General features: G+C 42.5%; 18 protein-coding genes. 10 read left to right on the top strand and 8 right to left on the bottom strand.

Translation table 11 applies throughout. The annotated features are described in order from the left end of the window. Window positions 1–8 precede the first annotated feature (8 nt). The 8 genes from L4C54_RS08080 (at window position 9) to L4C54_RS08115 (ending at window position 7,824) form a co-directional block, all read left to right on the top strand. A complete protein-coding gene (locus L4C54_RS08080; RefSeq protein WP_428807763.1) occupies window positions 9–449 on the top strand; it encodes an acyl-CoA thioesterase in 441 nt (146 codons plus the stop codon). Between the two features lie 97 nt (window positions 450–546). Then, a complete protein-coding gene (locus L4C54_RS08085; protein WP_428807957.1) occupies window positions 547–1,119 on the top strand; it encodes an outer membrane lipoprotein carrier protein LolA in 573 nt (190 codons plus the stop codon). Between the two features lie 25 nt (window positions 1,120–1,144). Further along, complete coding sequence (locus L4C54_RS08090; RefSeq protein WP_428807958.1) at window positions 1,145–3,526, top strand: MMPL family transporter; 2,382 nt, start codon at window positions 1,145–1,147, stop codon at window positions 3,524–3,526. Continuing rightward, window positions 3,523–4,176, top strand: coding sequence for a DUF3261 domain-containing protein (locus L4C54_RS08095; RefSeq protein WP_428807764.1), 654 nt, complete (start codon window positions 3,523–3,525; stop codon window positions 4,174–4,176). Before L4C54_RS08090 ends, L4C54_RS08095 begins: the two co-directional genes overlap by 4 nt. Window positions 4,177–4,198: 22 nt before the next feature. Continuing rightward, window positions 4,199–5,422 (top strand): beta-ketoacyl-[acyl-carrier-protein] synthase family protein, encoded by a 1,224-nt coding sequence (locus L4C54_RS08100; protein WP_428807765.1) that lies wholly within the window; start codon window positions 4,199–4,201, stop codon window positions 5,420–5,422. Next, complete coding sequence (locus L4C54_RS08105; protein ID WP_428807766.1) at window positions 5,415–5,879, top strand: hotdog family protein; 465 nt, start codon at window positions 5,415–5,417, stop codon at window positions 5,877–5,879. The genes L4C54_RS08100 and L4C54_RS08105 overlap by 8 nt, the downstream gene beginning before the upstream one ends. Further along, entirely contained in the window at window positions 5,876–6,601 is a 726-nt protein-coding gene (locus tag L4C54_RS08110) for a 3-ketoacyl-ACP reductase FabG2 (RefSeq protein ID WP_428799712.1), read from the top strand. Before L4C54_RS08105 ends, L4C54_RS08110 begins: the two co-directional genes overlap by 4 nt. Beyond that, window positions 6,598–7,824 carry a beta-ketoacyl-ACP synthase gene (locus L4C54_RS08115; RefSeq protein WP_428799711.1) on the top strand — a complete coding sequence of 409 codons (1,227 nt, stop codon included), beginning with the start codon at window positions 6,598–6,600 and terminating at the stop codon, window positions 7,822–7,824. Before L4C54_RS08110 ends, L4C54_RS08115 begins: the two co-directional genes overlap by 4 nt. A 110-nt stretch (window positions 7,825–7,934) precedes the next feature. Here L4C54_RS08115 and L4C54_RS08120 read toward each other — a convergent pair whose 3' ends face one another. From L4C54_RS08120 to L4C54_RS08145, 6 genes are all read right to left on the bottom strand, one after another. Next, a complete protein-coding gene (locus tag L4C54_RS08120; protein WP_428807767.1) occupies window positions 7,935–8,456 on the bottom strand; it encodes a DNA mismatch repair protein in 522 nt (173 codons plus the stop codon). A gap of 4 nt (window positions 8,457–8,460) precedes the next feature. After that, window positions 8,461–8,847: an MAPEG family protein gene (locus tag L4C54_RS08125; protein ID WP_428807768.1), complete on the bottom strand. Its 387-nt coding sequence runs from the start codon at window positions 8,845–8,847 to the stop codon at window positions 8,461–8,463. An 86-nt stretch (window positions 8,848–8,933) separates the two neighbouring features. Further along, entirely contained in the window at window positions 8,934–9,179 is a 246-nt protein-coding gene (locus L4C54_RS08130; protein ID WP_428807769.1) for a hypothetical protein, read from the bottom strand. Window positions 9,180–9,325: 146 nt separating this feature from the next. Further along, entirely contained in the window at window positions 9,326–10,036 is a 711-nt protein-coding gene (gene phnR, locus L4C54_RS08135; RefSeq protein ID WP_428799707.1) for a phosphonate utilization transcriptional regulator PhnR, read from the bottom strand. Between the two features lie 33 nt (window positions 10,037–10,069). After that, the gene (locus L4C54_RS08140; protein ID WP_428807770.1) at window positions 10,070–11,791 is read right to left on the bottom strand and encodes a putative 2-aminoethylphosphonate ABC transporter permease subunit; all 1,722 of its coding nucleotides are present in this window, start codon (window positions 11,789–11,791) and stop codon (window positions 10,070–10,072) included. A 15-nt stretch (window positions 11,792–11,806) separates the two neighbouring features. Beyond that, on the bottom strand, window positions 11,807–12,913 hold the full coding sequence (locus tag L4C54_RS08145) for a putative 2-aminoethylphosphonate ABC transporter ATP-binding protein (protein WP_428807771.1): 1,107 nt from the start codon (window positions 12,911–12,913) through the stop codon (window positions 11,807–11,809). A gap of 541 nt (window positions 12,914–13,454) precedes the next feature. Between L4C54_RS08145 and L4C54_RS08150 the strand changes: the two genes are divergently transcribed. After that, window positions 13,455–16,583, top strand: a complete 3,129-nt coding sequence (locus tag L4C54_RS08150) for an EAL domain-containing protein (RefSeq protein ID WP_428807772.1) — start codon at window positions 13,455–13,457, stop codon at window positions 16,581–16,583. Between the two features lie 77 nt (window positions 16,584–16,660). Continuing rightward, a complete protein-coding gene (locus tag L4C54_RS08155) occupies window positions 16,661–17,020 on the top strand; it encodes a glutaredoxin family protein (protein ID WP_428807773.1) in 360 nt (119 codons plus the stop codon). A gap of 101 nt (window positions 17,021–17,121) precedes the next feature. Here L4C54_RS08155 and L4C54_RS08160 read toward each other — a convergent pair whose 3' ends face one another. Further along, entirely contained in the window at window positions 17,122–18,468 is a 1,347-nt protein-coding gene (locus L4C54_RS08160) for a hypothetical protein (RefSeq protein WP_428807774.1), read from the bottom strand. Window positions 18,469–18,796: 328 nt separating this feature from the next. Continuing rightward, window positions 18,797–20,197: an FAD-dependent oxidoreductase gene (locus L4C54_RS08165; protein WP_428807775.1), complete on the bottom strand. Its 1,401-nt coding sequence runs from the start codon at window positions 20,195–20,197 to the stop codon at window positions 18,797–18,799. Window positions 20,198–20,234 lie beyond the last annotated feature (37 nt).

Here is a 20,234-nt window from a genome sequence, read left to right on the forward strand (position 1 = left end):
GAATAAGGATGAGCGAGATCGTTTACCCGCTTAACTCTGAGGTGACATTAGTCACCTCTTTTCAAGACGCCGATCCAATGGGTGTTATCTATCATGGCAATTACTTTCGATTCTTCGAAGAAGCTCGACGAATATTGATGGAAAAAATTCAATACGGTTACCTTGCTATGAGTGAGTCAGGCTACATGTGGCCGATCATTGATACACGAGTTAAATACGTGAAAGCAATTCCGTTTAATCATGAAATTCGTATTACAGCCCAGCTTACCGAGTGGGAAAATCGCCTACGCGTGGATTACGTGATTTATGACGCGAATACCCATAAACGCATGTGCAAAGCGCACACGATGCAAGTCGCGGTTGAAATGAAAAACGAAGAGATGTGTTTTGTTTCTCCAACGATATTCACAAACAAAGTTGCACAATGGCATCAAAACGGGACACTTTAATATGGCCGATGTAGCCTTGAACCTAACGATGAAGTTCACGAAAATAGTGCGCAAGTTAAACATTCAATTGTTTACGTGTGTTATCGCATTAGGAGTGATGCCACAGAGTATCGCATCAGTAAACGATCTCGACGCTTTGCAACATCAGCTTTCGCAATATCAAGTTGTACGTGGCGATTTCACTCAACTACGCCACCTCGAAATGTTCAAGCAACCCTTATCGTCATCTGGTCAATTTACTCTGGATAAAGAAGAGGGCTTACTTTGGCAGCAAAATACCCCCTTTCCGGTGAACTTAATCTTAACTAAAAACAAACTGAGCCAAACTTTTTCCGACCAACCATCACAAGTCATTACAGCAAAAGAGAACCCAATGGCCTTTTATTTTAGCCATATATTTCTCTCAGTATTTCACGGCAACACTGACAAGTTAAAAGAACAATTTGACCTTGGATTTTCTTCTGAAGGGGACAAATGGACTCTAAAACTGACACCGACTCAAGCACCACTCAATGCAGTGTTTGAACATATTAATCTGAAGGGTTCGCAAGATATTGATGCCTTAACTTTGATTGAGCTTAGAGGAGATAAAACCGAGATACTGTTCAGTAATCAAAATCATCAACCAGAATCACTAACTGATGATGAGAAGGCACAATTTGAATTCTGATCATACTGACGATAAAAAAAATGCGATAACACAGGAGCCTATCCCAAAGCCACAAAAAATACTCGCATTGTCTTGGGCTATTGTCGTGCTTATATGCCTTGGTTTATTAGTCAAACAATGGGCTTTCAATCCAGAATCACCGATTGAAACCGACATATTGAAGCTACTTCCAGTGAGCCAACAAGATCCTTTGGCTAGCCAAGCATTTGATAAAGTCACCAACAATATGAGTGATCAAGTCGTCTTCGTTCTTTCAGGAAATAAAAAAGAACCTGCCAACACTCAAGAAAGTAACAAGAAAACCACCCTATTTAATGCAGCAGATGATTTCTCTAACACATTAGAGCAAAGTGGCTACTTTAAAACGGTTCGAGCTCAGGTGAACCCATCTACGCAACAAGAGTGGGCTAGCTATTATTATGGCTCTCGTTTTAATCAGCTTACCGATGAACAACAAAAAAGACTTTCAGCAGAGCCAGAGAGCCTAGTTCAATCCGTAATTCAGGCTGTATATAACCCATTCTCAGGAGTGACAGGGCAAGAACTAGCCAGTGACCCTTTCTTGCTATTTAGAGATTACCTACAAGAGATCTCTGCTTCATCTTCAAATTTTTCACTCGATAATAATTACCTCGTTACTCAACATAACGATATAGATTACTTACTGATCACAGCAGAACTTTCAGACTCGCCCTACAGTGCTCAAGCCCAAAAAAGCGTGCCTGAAATCGCGCAATGGCAGCAACAAATCTTACAGCAGTACAGTGTCGATATTAATCACACTGGTGTGCTATTTTATGCCGACTTTGGTACTCGTAGTGCTAAGTCTGAAATTAGCACTATCGGTCTATTTTCGCTACTTGGTGTTATTGCTCTTATCTACGTTGTATTTCGTAGCACAGCCCCACTTCTGCTCGCGTTACTGTCAATAACCATAGGTTTGTTCGTTGCACTTTCTATGACCACGCTTATTTTTGGCCAAGTGCATCTGTTTAGCCTCGTATTTGGTGCCAGTCTCATTGGCGTCTCAATTGATTACGCATTTCACTACTTAACCGATAGGCTCGCAGCCGGAAAGCGTTGGCATAGTGTTAAAGCGCTAAAACATATTATTGCAGCCATTACATTAGGGCTCATTACTAGTTTAATCGGCTATTTAGGGCTACTCGTCGCGCCATTTCCTGGCTTACAACAACTTGCTCTGTTTTCTGCCATCGGACTTACTGCCGCCTATGCGACAGTTGTTGCTTGGTATCCTATTCTTGCTCGATCACCAAGCCAAGATAGAGTTCTTCCCGGACAGCAGTTTTGGACTTGGTGGTTTAGTGTGTGGGAAAAACCGGCGGTTCGATTAGGGCTCCCTATTAGCATTGTTTCCATCAGCCTACTTGCAATGACCCAAGTGCAATACAACGATGACATTCACCAATTGCAGGCGATGCCTGAACAGTTAAAGAATCAAGAGAAGCTCATCGCTAAGGTCACTGGAATTCAGTCATCTCAACAGATGTTAGTCGTTGCAGCGGATGATGATGAACAGCTGCTTCAATCACTTGAAAACCTGAGCCTTACGCTGTCTCGGTGGCAAAGTGATGGTGTGATATCCGGATACCAAAGCCTTCATCAATACACAAGCTCTGAAGAGAAACAGCGAAATAACTTCTCTCTTATTCAGTCTTTGTATCAAGGTCAAGCTCAAAGCCTTACTGACGCTCTTCAACTGTCTGATGTTCCTATCTTTGAAGAGACCTTCGAACCAACAACGCTAACTCACTACTTAGAAAGCTCGGTATCCGAGCCGACACGCTTTTTATATCTAGGGAGATTTGAGCAACAAGTCTCAGCTGTGGTAATAATTAAAGATGTTAGCGATGCTCAGCCTATTACCGAGTTTGTTAATAGTAAAAGTAATATGAGCTACCTAAACAAGGCTCAAGAGATATCAACTCTCTTTGCTCAATATCGAGTGAAAATAATGGAATTATTGGGCATTGCTGTCTTGATCATTGCCTCACTCCTCAGTGTTCGATATGGCGCTACTCAGAGCTTTAAGATCTTACTTCCGTCACTTATCGCCTGTCTCGCAGGTCTCGCAGTTACGGTGATCACAGGCTCAACGCTTAACCTCTTCAACCTTCTAGCGTTAATATTAATCATAGGTATTGGTATCGACTATACGCTGTTTTTTGCAGAACAAGCTCGCAGTCAAAGTACTTTACTTGCGATTACTTTATCAGCCATGACGACCCTTCTCTCTTTTGGATTACTCTCTCTTAGTGATACACACGCAATTCACAGTTTTGGTATTACGGTATTAAGTGGAATCTTTGTGGCTTGGTTGCTTGCACCACTGGCAATATCCTCAAACAACTTACATCAGCAGAAGCGCGAACAGGATCTGGTATGAACATTAGTAAACTCTCAAACTACCTAACAAAAACGATTCCTTTGTTGGCATGTATATCAACCACATTTCTGCTCAGTAGCTGTTCATTGGTCTCTACTCCATCATCAACTCTGGTGGAAATCAGCCCCTCTGTTTTTGTACCGCTTCCTTCACCCGAACAGCTAGGTTACAACGTCACCGCCAGTCAGCTAATTTCAGCCACGTGGCCGGTTGAGGGCAGTTCTGAGAAAGCTCAAAATCAGCAATTGCCTGTTCACCTAGAAGTAACAAAACAACAGATAGTTTTAGCTGGTTTTTCTTCTTGGGGGACTCGTATTTTATCTCTTGATTATCAAAAAGATAATATCGAAACTAGCGTATTAAACGGGTTAGAGAACACGCTTCCCGCTCCAGAGCAAATACTATTTAATCTCATGATCACTCTATGGCCGATCAGCGCTTGGGAAGCCCCATTAAATCAGGTAGAGTGGAAAATATCAGAAACGGAATATCAGCGAACTATCTTTGATGCAGCAGGAAGCACCGTCATCGTCATCGATTACGAAAATTCAGATCCTTTGGCTGGGTTAATTCAATTTGAAAACCGACATCTCGGTTACACGATTTCTATCCAAACACTCAATGCCGACATTAATGGCTTACCAAATTAACGACTAGAAGAAAGACCGTAAGATGTTAACTCTTAAATCAAATGTTCAAGCTTCGAAACCCATTTATATTCAAGATTGCGGATTCATCAGCGCGATGGGAAGTAGCGTTGAACAAATCCAGCAAACTTTAGCAGACCCTAGCAAAGCAAACATGCTGCTTGAAAAATCGATATTAAACACCGACACAGACACCGTTATTGGCCGCGTAACCACACCCCTTGCGTCGATTCCAAGTTCGCTGCAAGCTTACCAGTCTCGTAATAACCAACTCGCACTTACCGCGCTCCTGCAAATCGAAGAAAGTATACAAGCGGCAATCTCACAATTTGGCAGCGACCGCGTAGCCGTGATTGTCGGTACGAGTACTTCAGGCATCGCTGATGGTGAGGTGGCATTTGATAGCATGCTTCAAAATGAAGCCTTTCCAGCCGACTTTAACTACTCTAAGCAAGAGCTAGGCAATACTAGTGAGTTTATAGCGAAGTACTTAGACATAACTGGGCCGTGCTACGCTATATCCACAGCGTGCTCATCTAGTGGTCGCGTATTTATTAGCGCGAAACGAATGCTCAATGCAGGGCTTGTTGATGCTGTTATTGTTGGCGGTGCAGATACCATTTGTCAGCTAACGTTAAATGGATTCAATGGCCTTGAAGCACTTTCAAATACGCTTTGCCAACCCTTTAACGCTCAACGTAAAGGTATCAACATCGGAGAGTCTGCGGCATTTATGTTGCTTAGCAATAAGCCTGTAGACTGCAATTCATCTAAACCCAAAGTTGCTCTTTTAGGTGTTGGGGATAGCTCTGACGCGCACCACATTTCAGCACCACATCCTGAAGGCAAAGGTGCACAAGAAGCGATGCAAAAAGCATTAGATGATGCCAAGCTAAAACCCAATGACATCGGTTATATCAATGCCCATGGAACGGCAACACCATTGAACGATTCTATGGAGAGCAAGGCGATATTTAACCTTTTCAAAGACCAAGTACCCGTTAGTTCAACCAAGCCACTAACAGGCCACACTCTTGGTGCAGCGAGCGCTACAGAAGGCGCGATTGCATGGCATATCCTTAACCATGATCTACCACTTCCTCAGCAAAATTGCCTCAATAAAGCTGACGATATCGACATTAAATTGGTTGAAGGTACAATGAAACTTCACAGAAAAGCCATCTTAAGCAACTCGTTTGCCTTTGGTGGCAATAATATTAGTCTTATTTTTGGTTATGCCGATGAGTAACATCCCCACTATTGAACAATTACTTCCTCATGAGAAGCCAATGATCTTAATTGATCGTGCTCTCTCAGTTGAAGCTGAGTCTATCCATTGCCAAGTGGATATTGACAAGCATAACCTCTTTTTTAATAAAGAAGCGAATTCTGTTCCCGCTTATTTGGGCATTGAGTTTATGGCTCAATCTGTCGCAGCGTGGTCTGGATATCATGCGACTTTGCGAAACGAAGAGCCGCCTATTGGTTTTTTATTAGGTAGCAGACGCTACGTCGCAAACTGTGACACCTTTTCACAAGGACAGACGTTAGATATTTACGCTGAACAAGTGATGGAAGATAATGGTATGGCCGTTTTTTCTGCTTATATTGAACATAATGGTCTACAAGTCGCGAAGTGCCAGCTCAACGTTTACGTGCCAAGCGAACAAAAATTACAAGAGATGAAAATTAGGAATCAAGCATGACCCGACAGGTATTAGTCACCGGTGCGAGCAAAGGCATCGGCAAGGCCATTGCAATTCAATTGGCTAAAGATGGATTTACAATTGCCGTGCATTACATGGGTGATGAACAGGGCGCAAATGCCACCCTTGCTACTATTGAAGAAAATGGTGGACAGGGTCGCTTAATTCAATTCGATATTAGTGACCGAGAAACGTGCCGAGTTAAACTCGAAGCAGACATTGCTGAGCACGGCGCATATTACGGTGTGGTCAATAACGCAGGTATCACACGAGATACCGCATTCCCTGCGATGACAGAAGAAGAGTGGGATGGCGTTATCCATACCAACCTTGATAGTTTTTACAATGTTCTTCACCCCTGCGTAATGCCTATGGTTCAAAAACGTAAAGGCGGACGTATTATCACACTTGCTTCCGTTTCAGGCTTAATGGGAAACCGAGGCCAAACTAATTACAGTGCAGCAAAAGCCGGTGTTATTGGTGCGACAAAATCTCTCGCTCTTGAATTAGCAAAACGAAAAATCACCGTCAACTGTGTCGCTCCGGGGTTAATCGATACAGGCATGATTGATGAACATGTAAAAGAACATGCTCTACCGCAAGTTCCACTTCGTCGTATGGGCGAACCAGAAGAAGTGGCCGGTCTCGTAAGCTACCTAATGTCTGACATTGCAGCTTATGTTACACGCCAAGTTATTTCGGTAAATGGAGGTTTAATATGAGCCATCGGGTTGTTGTCACTGGTATGTCTGGAGTTACCGCTTTTGGTAATGATTGGCAAACCATTGAACCTAAATTACGTGACTGTGAAAACGCTACACAGTACATGCCATCTTATGAGCAATACGATGGCCTAAACACCAAACTCGCAGCGCCCATTGATGATTTCGAACTGCCAAAACATTACAAGCGTAAGCAAGTTCGAGGAATGGGGCGTGTATCTAAGCTTGCGACAGTAGCAACAGAGCAGGCATTAGAACAAGCAGGCTTAATTGGTCATTCGGTGCTGACTGATGGACAAACCGGAGTTGCTTACGGCTCATCAACAGGCAGCACCGACGCTATTGGCGCTTTTGGGGTCATGTTGAATGAAAAAACGACGAAGGCAATCACCGCAACCACTTACGTTCAAATGATGCCACACACTAGTGCGGTCAATGTCGGTTTGTTTTTCGGTCTTAGAGGCCGTGTTATCCCGACCAGCAGCGCCTGTACTTCTGGTAGCCAAGCGATTGGTTACGCATATGAAGCAATAAAACATGGTTATCAAACCGTGATGGTTGCCGGGGGCGGTGAAGAGCTTTGCCCGACGGAATCTGCGGTATTTGATACGCTTTTTGCTACTAGTCTAAGAAACGACGCCCCTAAAACAACGCCCCGTCCATACGATAGTGATCGCGATGGTCTTGTGATTGGCGAGGGTGCGGGAACGCTTATTTTAGAAGAGTACGAACACGCTGTAGCTCGCGGGGCAACTATCTATGCTGAGATCATTGGGTTTGCGAGTAACTGCGATGCAGCGCACGTGACTCAACCTCAAATGGAAACGATGCAAGCGTGTATGGAGATGGCTCTACGCGACGCTAACCTACCCGCTGACAAGATTGGTTTTGTATCAGCACATGGGACAGCAACAGATCGTGGCGATATTGCGGAAAGTAACGCAACAGCTAATGCCCTAGGTAAAGTTCCAATCAGCTCTTTGAAAAGTTACTTCGGTCATACTCTTGGTGCGTGTGGCGCTATTGAAGCATGGCTGAGCCTTGAAATGATGCACACTGGCTGGTTTAACCCTACCCTGAATCTCGATAACCTAGACCCTCAGTGTGGGGATTTAGATTACATCACAGATAAAGGCCGCGAGTTGAATACCGATTACATTATGAGTAATAACTTCGCATTCGGCGGAATTAACACATCACTGATATTCAAAAAGCTAACCTAAGGTTAGTATTTATTAATTAGAAAAGACGCTCCTATGCTACTAACAGTAACCTAAAGGCGTCTTTTCTTTCTATCAGAACTTAAACACATCGAGTTAAACTCAACCGCCCCCTAACGCTTTGCTAAATCACGCGCCAAAATCAACGCTAAGCCGAATACTTGTAAAAATAACCCTATGTTCTTGTACCAAGCTATTTTGTCTTTCAGGCTATTCATCTCATCCATCAGCGTCAAATTCCGTAAGTAGTGGTCATCAATCTGATCGCGTGAATTCTGCTGAGCTTGGTTTATCAACGTCATTAATGAAGGTAGATTCGCTTTAATAAATGATGGAACTTCATCTGCCACCCAATAGCTAAGTTGAGTTCGAAGTACCGACTGTAACTCGTCAGAGGCTTCACTATTTTCTGAAAGTTGGATGTGTAGAAGCAGTGATTCTCTTTTTCGTTCGAGCGCCTCCACCGTTTTCCAAGCAAGCTGAATAGAGTACACATTTTGAGTCTCTTCTTGCGACAACATTTCAATTCTAGCACCCAACCTATCAAGCACGACACTAGACATCAAAATCGCCATAACATTAAGAATCAAACCAATTAGTACCAATACCCAAGGTGCAGGAAAACGTAAAGTCATTGCATTACCAAAGCTTTTCAAATGGTAGATAAGCAAAGTTTAATACGATTAACACCATCATGACTGAAAATGTCAGTAACATACCGAATTTTCTGCCAGGGAACGTATTGGTTAAAATAGCTCTCGCGTGCATCAATCGACCACAAACAAAGACAACACCGATGATATGGAGCCAGATTGACATACCTGAATTATATTCAAGAAACGCCATTAAAATGAGAGTGATTGGGATGTATTCGACTGCATTACTTTGCGCACTTCGTGCTATCTGTAAGGATTCAATGTCGCCATCATCGTAAGCCACTTTATGGGTTCGGCGCTGTTTAATTACTTCAATTGACAACCATATCATCAAGCAAGTACATAAAGACGCGTAAAGCGCAGTAATCATGAGAGTTTCTCCCTTTACTCTTGAGGTTTAACTAAACAGGTAACAAGGGCATTTCATTACCTATCCATAAACAAATACTAATAAACTTAAAGCAGAGCTAAACGCACCAAATCCGATTGCGAATAGCCTTCTGCTTTCTGACCTTCGGCGATGAAGTCAAGAACTTGAAAGTCTGCCATATCTCCAAATTCGCCCTTCAAATATTCCCTAAATGCTTTCTCATTCGGCCATTTTCCTCGAACAACATAGCCCTCTTCCCTATCGAAATCTTCCGTTTCAAAAAAAGAGAAATCCGTCATGCCTATGTTATGGCAATACAACACGAGATACATACTTGGCCTTAAATGTGAGTTCAATTAGGTAGGTACTTTAAAGGGAGAGTAACCGCATATGCAAGCGGCAAAAATAATTAAGGCCAATCGAAGAACGTATCAATTGAAACGTTTTTCCGCATTGGCCTTCACGGTATTTCTTTTCGCTAGCTTCTTTCGATAAGCTCTGCTACTGAAGCAATGTTTATCGCGTCATGACGCCAATATTCAATATCACAATCAATAAGTTCGCCTTTGGAACTGTAATTGATTCGTTCGACGATCATAGCAGGCGTTCCTGAAGTCGCCCGAAGCGCTTGGGCAACGTCTCCGATTAACGAACTACTGCAAATACGGTAACGGATCTTTTGATATATAACGCCGTAATGTTCACGGTAAATCTCAGTCAAAGATTTTGAAAGATCATGATCGAGTAAATCAGGAAACTGCTCTGGGCGAACATAATTAGTCACATACACGACAGGGCGATCTTCCAAATATCGAACACGGTCAACTCGAAATACATTGGCAAAAGGTTCTAGACCGAGCAAGCTAGACGCCTGTTTGTTTGCCAGCATCCCTTTTGCAGCTAGTAGTTCTGTTTTAGGAACACGGTTTTGCGCCAGAGCCATGTTAGTAAAGTTCAATGTTTGAGTCGGATCGTATCTAAGTGGCGTTGGTGAAATAAACCAACCACGTCTATCTTCACGGTAAATAGTACCTTCCGCTTCCAATAGCGATAATGCCTCACGCAACGTTACACGTGTTGTGTCAAATGACTCCGCCAATTTACGCTCAGCGGGTAACTTTTGTCTTGGGGCCAACATGCCCGATGCAATCTGTTCAACAATTGAGTCTTTAATTTTAACGTACTGCACTATATGCCCTTGTCTCGTTAACTTGAACTACCATTAGCGCTTGCGCCAAGCTTGAGTTTTGTTTTCTAGCAATTTACTGATCACAACATGCACTAACTTCGCCGTTGCTGCAGAGATCATAATCATAACAGCCATCGCAGCCGCCGCACCAGTTTGGCCTGCATCATCCATATTTAAAACTGATACCGACGCAGGTATTGTGTCAGTTGAGTACAAAAATACCACCGCTGATGTTGTTGTTAACGCATTTACAAAAAGGTAAATGGCTATATCTAACACTGCAGGTAAGCAAACCGGGAGCGTCACTTTAAAAAACAACTTATATTGAGGCAGTTTGACCGCTGCCGCTGTTGCTTCTAGTTCTGCCGGGAGCTGCTTTAATGCTGTGATTGCCGTCATATGGCCAACGGTATAGTAGTGAACCACTGTATTAATGACCAAAAATGCCATGGTCCCATAAAGAAAGCCAAGTGGGTTATTGGCGTCATTAAAATAGAATATGTATCCCAAACCGAGTACTAAACCAGGAACGGCCATTGGCACTACCGACATCATTTGCATGAATTGTCGCACTGGCGCAAATGAGCGTCCTTTTTCAATACAGTATGCGCCGACGAAAATGATGACCGTCCCGAACAGAGCCGTCCAACTCGCTAGCGTTAATGAGTTAAAGTACGGTGCCCAACCATAAGCACTCACTTCAGAAAAATTATAGTTGCTTAGAGTTAACGTTTTATTCCAAGGCCAAAATGTTACCAATGAGCCATAAACCGCCATGCCCAAAATAGCCAATACAATCACAGAAATAGCTAAACAGTAGATAAAACAGATTCCATCTCGTACTTTATTCGGCTCTGGTTGGTAGGCAACAGAGCGGGTATCAAACAAGCTTTTTTGCTTTTTCTGTACCCAACGGTCAACAGTAAACGCAAGCAGAGCGGGTAACAGCAGTACAATACTAATCACAGCGCCCATTGAGAAGTTTTGTTGCCCTACCACCTGCTTGAATATATCCGTCGCTAAAACGTTATAGCTACCACCAATGACCTTCGCCACACCAAAATCACACACAACCAGCGTAAACACGACGATCAATGTACTAATTAACCCGTATTTTGCCGCCGGTAATGTCACAACAAAAAACGTTTTGAATGGTGAGGTTTTTAATGCTCGTGCAGCCTCGTACAGTCTGGCATCGGATGTTCTTAGGGAAGTCGTCAATATCATCAATGCATGTGGGAAGGTCCAAAAAATCAGACCAATCGATATGCCAATAACACCGTAGACTGAATGACCACCTAGGAGCTCTTTTGCCACGCCCTGATTACCAAATAGAAAGATAAGGCTAATAGCAGGTAGTAACGACGGAACCAAAATAGGTGCAGTACCTAATACTTGAAAAAGGCCTTTGAACCTCATGCAAGAACGAGTTAACGCGTAGGCATAACCAAAAGAAAGTACACCAACAACGGTAGTGACAATTAAGCCAACTTTGAATGTATTGGCTAGCGATTGCCAAAGTGCTTGAGACGCAAAGTATGTAGAAAAGTTGGCCAAGCCAACAAACTGCCCTTCCGCATTCTGTACACTCTTAGCCAACATTGCCCAAAGCGGCATTAAGATGAATAAAATCATCAATACCGACAAGCTAGCCAACAATGTAAAAAGGACGACATTATCTCGGCTAATACGATTTAATAGATGCATAGGCGAACGCATGGTCGAAGAGAGTGACGTCATTGTTTTTGTTTCCATTTGAACAGTCTCCAGTTAAGCGGCAATCACAACATCATTATTAGCACTTTGTGCTGGATACGCGCGAAGACCATGATGTGATAGCTGAATATATCGAATTTCACCAATCGTTAAGTCTTGTGTCTGAGCTTGCTCAGCTGAAATATCAACAATAATGGTACGCTGAGAAACATCGCCTAATAAATGACATTCAACACGACTGAAAGCACCGAGAAATTCCTGAGATAATATTCTTACTGGCAAACCAATTAATGGGTTATCAATAAACTGGATCGATTCAGGACGAACCGCAAGGTCTAGCCTTTCACCTGTCTCTAGATTTCGGTTATCAATGGCAGGTGTCGGTAGCAAAGATTCAGAGATACGAACCTGAGAATTGGTTGCTACTGACATTTCAATAAAATTCATGCTTCCAACAAATTCGGCGACAAATCGATTGGCTGGTTGCTGATAAATTTCTTTTGGTGTGCCTACTTGCTCAATAACACCATGATTCATGACCACTATCCGATCGGCCATTGACAGTGCTTCGTCTTGATCGTGCGTCACCATAATCGTCGTAATGCCTAACTTCCTTTGTAGCTTACAGATCTCTTCACGTAGGTGAGTACGTACTTTCGCATCTAAGGCAGATAGTGGCTCATCAAGTAACAACATACCCGGTGATAATGCTAATGCTCTCGCAAGTGCAACACGCTGTTGTTGTCCGCCAGAAAGTTGATTGGGGTACTTCTCTCCGGAAGTCGGCAGACCAATCATATCTAACCAATATTCAACTTTCTTTAGTGCTTCTGGATTAGAGATACCTTGGTTTTTCAAACCAATTGCAATGTTCTCTTGAACCGTTAAATTGGGGAATAAAGCATAAGACTGAAACACGATACCGAAATCACGCTTTTCCGGTGGTAGAAAAGTCGTCTCAACGCCATTTTGAAAGATCCCACCCGATGTCGGCAAGTCTAGCCCAGCAATGGCACGTAACAATGTGGTTTTTCCGCAGCCTGATGGCCCCAAAAAGCAGACAAATTCTCCTTGCTCAATAGCTAACGAGATTTGTTTTAGTGCTGCGAAATTGCCAAATTTCTTCACTACATTTTCGATGTTTAGATATGGTTGGTTCATTGTTAGTCATCACACGACAAAAGGTATATACCAACTCTAAATCCAACGTGTGTCACTTCCATTACACTTTTGTAGTAACGAGATGACAGATTTACTATATCGAGCTAAATTGACATTGTTACTCTCGGCAATCGATATCCCTATAAGTCGTTCTCACTAATAAGAATCATTCCCAATTAAATCCCGTCATTCTCCATGCCCATTGATTTTCAATGAATTATTAGATTTGTTTATCGATAGTTTTATAAGTATATTAAATTTGGATATGGATCATCGGACCTGATAGCGCTCAATGAAACTCGACCTTTCAGGTGGTTTATTTCAAGGTTACTCCGTCACTTGCTTTACTTTTGATGACGCTGTTCTGCTAATCCCTCATTATTTGAGCCTTAGTAGAGTCAACCTTCAATGTTAGGATGTTGATACATTGGATAATCAGTCGTACTCTAGGGAAAGATCAATAAACTATTGTATTCCTTTACTAAAAACAGTTTATTCATCCATCTTATTGGTCAGTTTTTCACTTGCCAGCAAACTTTCATTGCTCACTCGAACCGCTTTTTTTACCGCGTTCTTCTGCTCGTTAATATACACCGCTAACGCTTTCGCCGATCACCCTCCCAAACTAGACACTGTAAACCTCCAGCTGAGGTGGCACCATCAATTCCAATTTGCAGGCTACTACGCTGCGGTTGAAAAAGGATTTTATGCGGAAGAAGGTCTTGATGTTCAACTCCGCAGTGGCGACCCTGACCACCAACCTGTTTCTGAAGTGCTATCTGGCAGAGCACAGTATGCAGAAGGAAACAGTGAAGTTCTGTATCAGCGTTTACAAGGGCAGCCTCTCGTCGCGTTAGCGGCCATATTTCAGCACTCTCCGTCGATACTCATCACCCTAGGCGACTCAGATATAAGCTCCGTACATGACCTCATTGGTAAGAAAGTCATGCTAGCCAATAAAAACGAAGATGCAGATTTTCTTACCATGTTACTGAATGAAAATGTTTCACTTTCTCAAGTTGAAATCATTCCAAGCAGTTATCAACTCGAAGACCTTATCTCAGGAAAAGCCGACGCCTTTAACGCCTATTCCACCAACGAACCCTACTTCTTAGATAAAAGAGGTATTACCTACAACATCATTGATCCAATCAATTACCGCGTCGATTTTTACAGCGATATTCTTTTTACAACAGAATATGAATTACATAAAAACCCTCAACGTCTAGAAGCAATGCTACGAGCGACGCTCAAAGGCTGGCGTTATGCGATGAATAATAGTGAAGAGATCATTGATCTCCTTATTAATAAATATGATGTAAAGAAATCTAGAGAGCACTTACGTTTCGAAGCAAATGCAATGCGAAAGTTGATCATTCCTGACCTCATTCAAATGGGTAATATGAACCCCGACCGCTGGCAACATATGGTCAACACATTTATTAAATCGGGCCTCATCGAAAATGACAAACACTTCGACGGTTTTATTTATGACCCAGAGCCCTACCATATTCCTAAATGGCTATTTCTGGTTCTGTCCGCCGCGTTCCTATTGGTGATTGTGACTAGTAGCATCATATTTTATTTACACCGTTTTAATATTCGTTTAGCTGAAACCAAAGATACATTAATTCATAGTGAAGAACGCTTCAAAGCCCTCTGTGCAGCCACTTATGGGGGTATCATCATTCATCACAAAGGGCGTATTTTAGAGTGCAACAACGGCCTTTCTGACATCACAGGTTTTAGCTACTCTGAACTTGTTGGAATGAATGGGTTTGATCTCATCTCGCCCGAATACTTAGACAAAGTTATGGCCAACGTAGAATCGAATTATAGCGAAACTTACGAGGTAATCGGAATACGAAAAGATGGCTCTAAATACCCAATATCAATCACGGGAAAAGAGATCACATATCGAGGTGTGGACGCAAGAGTCGTCGAGCTTATCGACATTACAGAACGTAAGAAAACAGAGGATCAGCTCAAACAAGCCGCTAGCGTATTTACCCACGCTAGGGAAGGTATCATGATCACAGATTCTTCCGGCTCCATCATCAACGTGAACGACACCTTTACCGACATCACTGGCTACAGCCGTTCAGACGTTCTTGGACAAAACCCACGTATATTAAAATCAGATCGTCACGATGAAAGCTTTTATCAAGCGATGTGGACTTCACTAACTAAACATCAGCATTGGTCGGGAGAGATTTGGAATAGACGCAAGAACGGAGAGCATTTTCCGGAGCTAATGACCATTAGCGCTGTGAGGGATGACAATGAGACCATTCAAAGTTACGTCGCACTGTTCTCTGATATTACCGCGATTAAGCAGCAGCAACAGCAACTCGAGCACATCGCTCACTACGATGTATTGACTCATTTACCCAATCGTATGTTACTTGCTGAACGGCTAAAAAAAGCGATGCATCGTGCCGAAGTAGATGAAACTTCACTTGCCGTTGCCTACCTTGACCTTGATGGCTTCAAAGCCATCAATGATAACTACGGACATGATGTTGGTGACGAATTACTGGTTATCGTCTCCAAGCGCATGAATGAAACGCTTCGTAGCGGAGATACACTTGCCCGTATTGGCGGTGATGAGTTTGTTGTTGTGTTAGTCGGTATAGACGATATTGATGAGTTTAAGTTGATCGTCCACCGTATGCTTGATGCAGCAAAAAGCCCAATCGCTATCGGAAAACAAACCATGCAAGTCTCTGCCAGTATTGGCGTTACGTTTTACCCCCAAGATCAATCCAATGCAGATCAATTAATGCGTCACGCTGATCAAGCAATGTACATCGCTAAGCAATCGGGGAAAAATCGTTATCATTTATTTGATGTCCATGAAAGTGATTCAATTAAAACCCAACACCAAACTATTGAACGTATTTCACTCGCCCTTAAACAGAGTGAGTTCATTTTGCATTATCAACCCAAAGTAAACATGGAAACTGGCGCGGTAATCGGTGCAGAAGCGTTAATTCGATGGCAACACCCGGAAGATGGCTTGCTATTCCCTGATAGCTTCCTGCCAATCATAGACAGCCACCCAGTCAGTCTCAAAATGGCCGATTTAGTCATCGACATGGCACTCACTCAGATGGAGCAGTGGTTGATATCTGATATTAACCTTCCTGTTAGTATCAACATTGATGCTTTCCAATTACAACAACCTGACTTTGTCGAGAAACTAACCCTATCCCTTCAGAAACACCCTAACGTCAGCCCAAGCTCTCTGCAGTTAGAGATTCTGGAGACCAGTGCGTTAAGCGATATTACAGAAGTACTCTCAATCATGAAATCATGCATGGATATTGGAATTAGCTTTGCACTGGATGACTTCGGAACTGGATTTTCATCATTAACCTATCTGAAACGACTGCCTGCTGAGGTATTAAAAATAGACCAAAGCTTTGTAAGAGACATGCTAGACGATGCTGACGACAGGGCGATTGTGATGGGGGTGATTAGCCTTGCTACAGCGTTTAACCGCCAAGTAACAGCGGAAGGTGTAGAGACGATTGAACATGGTACCCAGTTACTATCTATGGGTTGTGTTTTAGCCCAAGGCCATGGCATCTCACCGCCTATGCCTGCAGAACAGATCAAATACTGGTTAACGCACTGGACGCCCGATGCAGCTTGGATTAACGAGTAGTTTGATTACCACTCTACTTCCAGATCGATAACACTGTTACACTATTGTAAATTTTAACCCTATCAAGAAGAGAAATTATGAAGTTTATTCGTTGGTTTTTAGGGAAAGTCATTTTGACATTGAATTTCGTTTTTACCCCTAAAGGCGTTAAACGTGATACAGCACTGCAACAAGAAGTGGATAAAAAAGCCAGTTCACTAGCTTTATACCAGTTTGAAGCATGCCCATTCTGTGTAAAGGTTCGTCGCTCAATGAAACGTCAATCGGTTAAGTTTGACCTGCTCGACGCTAAGAATGACCCAAAACACAGAGAAGATCTGCTCACAAATGGCGGCGCGATTAAAGTCCCTTGTTTACGTATCGAAAAAGATGGCGAAACAACTTGGATGTACGAATCCTCTGATATCGTGAACTACCTAGAACAAGAGTTCGCTTAATCATTCAAGTGCAAGAAACAACAAAGCCGTCGAACGTTTAAATATGGTCAACGGCTTTTTTAGCTAAATCAACCTAAAGAAGTTCACTTTCAGTGTATTTACTATTTTGCCCACTTATCCACGATGCTCTGTGCTAAGTTTTTATCTTGTGTTGCAAGAGAGTATGCATCTACCGAACCATTAAAATCTCGATCTAGTTCAATCATCACCATTAAATGGCTGCTATTCAAAATAGAAGAGAACTCTGCGAGGTCACCAGCACCATCATCAATCACTAGGTTTCCTTGTGATAAACTCCAAGTCCCCGTTTCTTCAGAACCACCTTGGGTAATAGACGTACTGCCATTAACATTAAATGTAATCTCTAGCAGCATAGGATCTGGTGTTTGAGTCTGTGAATCATCAATGATGAAATACCAAGTCTTACCATCGAATTGTTCGCTAGTAAAATCGGCACCAGTAGCCTCAAGATCGTTTGTTGACCAAATATTGAGGTCATCATCACCCATTGGAATAGCGAGTGCAATTTCCGTTGAGGTGTAGATAAATTCATCCTGCTCATCACCACCAACAAACAAGTTATTCCCATCTATGCTATATGGGTTATCATATTCCCACTCGCCACCTTGAGCGACATCATAAGTATCTTCTCCAAACTCGATCATAAATACACCTTCATCGGTTGCATAAGACGTATTCATACTAACGAAGTACCATCTTGTTGGTTCATCACCAACTAGGTAGGATTTAAGGTCGCTGATCACTGCCTCATTGATAACCTCATCACCATTTAAGATAAAGTCAACATCATTCAAGATGTCTGTGCCATAACTGTTTTCATGGTCCTCAATAGCAGTTTTAATTAAAGCACTCGACGCCCCCAGAGACTCTCCATCAAGGTCTATTACACTCGTTGGAAGTTCGTTAACTAGGCTGCGAGCTAGCGCGTGGGCGACTTTTGCATCGCGTGCACTACTTGATGTACCTTTTGCTAAAACATAGTCACCAGAAACAACATCAGCAGAGATATTCAAATCTGCTGCTAGTTCGGCAATCGTAATGCCTCTAGCCTCAGCCAGTGTTGTAAAAGGTGTCACAACGTTTGAATCTGCCGTCGCAATCATTTCATAACTACTACGAACATAGCCAATACGATCGCTATCCGCAGAAGTTCCAGCGTTTACCTTAGTAATAATCGAGTATTTCTCATCAGCTTTGGCGATCTCTATAGTGCCGTCACTATTAGTAAAACCTATAGATTCACCTGCGTCGCACGATTTATTTTCATCTCTATCGATGCATACTTCGACGTTACCCAAATATCCATCAATAACGGTGATTTTTTTGGTCTCTACTTTCGGAGGGTTATCCGAGCTGCTTCCACCACAACCAACAAGTGCTAATGAGGCGATAATAGACATTGATATTGCTGTTTTTCTGAATTGCATGTTTATCCCTAGTTATAATTTTTGCGTCCTTGTTCCAATAAAGGACTGAAACAATTGAGGGTTATTATTGATATTTGAGATACCAGTTCAATATTAAGAATATAAACATTGTTGAAAGTACGAGATAGGCCACCAAATTAACATTTCATTCAGATAGATATATCAATTAACGCATTCCCAATAATTATCAATGAGATACATTCATTTAAGATATATATAACTGACGTGGAAAAACTAAAAAACCGCTAATCATCTAAACCATGATCAGCGGTTTTTATTAACAATTTAGAGCACGAAATGGATACGCTACTTACGATTTCTATCGCGTTTAAACCTTATCTGTTTTCCCTGCTGGGCCAGCTAATTTAGCTAACCATTTGTCCCACACCATCGGGGTTTGTTCATTGTCTTCAGCTTCTTCTTTGCGCCTTACAGCATCACGGACCATCATTGCGCCAATCCAACGAATCGGCTCAGGTGGGAAGTAACCTAATGGCCCACGAGTTAGCCCGCTGTTGGTCCATTCATTATCTTGCTCCAATACCATGGAAGACAGAATCTTTCCGCCAATTCGAGTTTGTGCAACGCCATTACCTGAATAGCCAAAACCATAGACAATATTGCTTTGGTCAGCCAAATAGTCAAAAAATGGCAGTCCGGTAACTGAACGATCAGACCCTCCTGTCCAATTATCGGCAATTTTTGGTTGTTCAAGATTTGGAAACAGTCGCGAGAATGAGCGATTTAACAGGTCAACATATCGACTTGGCTTATTGAACATGGAGTCTACATGGTTACCAAACGAGAATTGATTTCCCCCTTTACCTAGCATTAGCCGGCCGTCTTTTGTGTCTCGGTAGTAATGTACAAAAATACGTGAATCGACAACCGTCGCTCCTTTCTCTGGGCCGTATTTCGCAAGTTTGTTCCCCAGAGGCTCTGTAATCACCATATCGGATGAAACAACAACGATGCTATTTTTGAACTGCTGAAAATGCGCGACCATCCAAGCATTTAAAGCCAGTACGACCTTGCCTGCTTTTACTTTCCCTTTCGATGTATGAACAACCGGAATATCACCATAATCAAGCTTATTCATCGCAGAGTTTTCGTAGATTTTCACCCCCATATCGAGCGCTTTTTTACGTAAACCTCTAACCAATAATGCGGGTTGTACACTCGCAGCGGCTGGTGAGTAATACCCTTCAATATGGCGGTGTGAACCGGCTAATTCCGCAATATTACTATCATCACATTTAGACCAACTATTAATGCCTTCTTTTTCAAGCTCATTAACAACTGGCGCTATGCCACCTTTTTGTGCTGTGTTTGTCGCGGTGTAATAAGTGCCATGTCGATACAACTCCGCATCAATCTTATTTTTCTGACAAAAATCTTCTATCTCATAAATCACATTCTCAGATTCTTTCACAAGCCATTGAGCTTGCTCTTCGCCAAACAGTCGTTTCATGGTTGGATACTTGGTTGCCCATGTCAGCATACACCCGCCATTCGCACCAGATGCACCACTTCCACACAGATCTTTTTCAAGAATAACAATATCAAGTTCAGGCTGCTGTTCTTTCAGCATAATCGCAGTCCACAAGCCAGTATAACCGCCACCAACAATAGCAACATCAGTGGCAATTGTTTGTTCAAGAGTTTGAATCGGATCTGACGGCTCACGCTCGAGTGCTTGCTTTAACCAGTAAGATTGATGAGATGACATAGAGACTTCCTTTATTACACTTCTACTTAGCCGCCCT

Source organism: Vibrio lamellibrachiae, assembly GCF_050337265.1.
GTDB lineage: Bacteria > Pseudomonadota > Gammaproteobacteria > Enterobacterales > Vibrionaceae > Vibrio > Vibrio kyushuensis.

Coding starts and splice junctions, on each gene's coding strand:
- L4C54_RS08080 (WP_428807763.1), top strand. CDS start 9: ATGAGCGAGATCGTTTACCCGCTTAACTCTGAGGTGACATTAGTCACC.
- L4C54_RS08085 (WP_428807957.1), top strand. CDS start 547: ATGCCACAGAGTATCGCATCAGTAAACGATCTCGACGCTTTGCAACAT.
- L4C54_RS08095 (WP_428807764.1), top strand. CDS start 3,523: ATGAACATTAGTAAACTCTCAAACTACCTAACAAAAACGATTCCTTTG.
- L4C54_RS08100 (WP_428807765.1), top strand. CDS start 4,199: ATGTTAACTCTTAAATCAAATGTTCAAGCTTCGAAACCCATTTATATT.
- L4C54_RS08105 (WP_428807766.1), top strand. CDS start 5,415: ATGAGTAACATCCCCACTATTGAACAATTACTTCCTCATGAGAAGCCA.
- L4C54_RS08110 (WP_428799712.1), top strand. CDS start 5,876: ATGACCCGACAGGTATTAGTCACCGGTGCGAGCAAAGGCATCGGCAAG.
- L4C54_RS08115 (WP_428799711.1), top strand. CDS start 6,598: ATGAGCCATCGGGTTGTTGTCACTGGTATGTCTGGAGTTACCGCTTTT.
- L4C54_RS08120 (WP_428807767.1), bottom strand. CDS start 8,456: ATGACTTTACGTTTTCCTGCACCTTGGGTATTGGTACTAATTGGTTTG.
- L4C54_RS08125 (WP_428807768.1), bottom strand. CDS start 8,847: ATGATTACTGCGCTTTACGCGTCTTTATGTACTTGCTTGATGATATGG.
- L4C54_RS08130 (WP_428807769.1), bottom strand. CDS start 9,179: ATGTATCTCGTGTTGTATTGCCATAACATAGGCATGACGGATTTCTCT.
- L4C54_RS08140 (WP_428807770.1), bottom strand. CDS start 11,791: ATGGAAACAAAAACAATGACGTCACTCTCTTCGACCATGCGTTCGCCT.
- L4C54_RS08145 (WP_428807771.1), bottom strand. CDS start 12,913: ATGAACCAACCATATCTAAACATCGAAAATGTAGTGAAGAAATTTGGC.
- L4C54_RS08155 (WP_428807773.1), top strand. CDS start 16,661: ATGAAGTTTATTCGTTGGTTTTTAGGGAAAGTCATTTTGACATTGAAT.
- L4C54_RS08160 (WP_428807774.1), bottom strand. CDS start 18,468: ATGCAATTCAGAAAAACAGCAATATCAATGTCTATTATCGCCTCATTA.
- L4C54_RS08165 (WP_428807775.1), bottom strand. CDS start 20,197: ATGTCATCTCATCAATCTTACTGGTTAAAGCAAGCACTCGAGCGTGAG.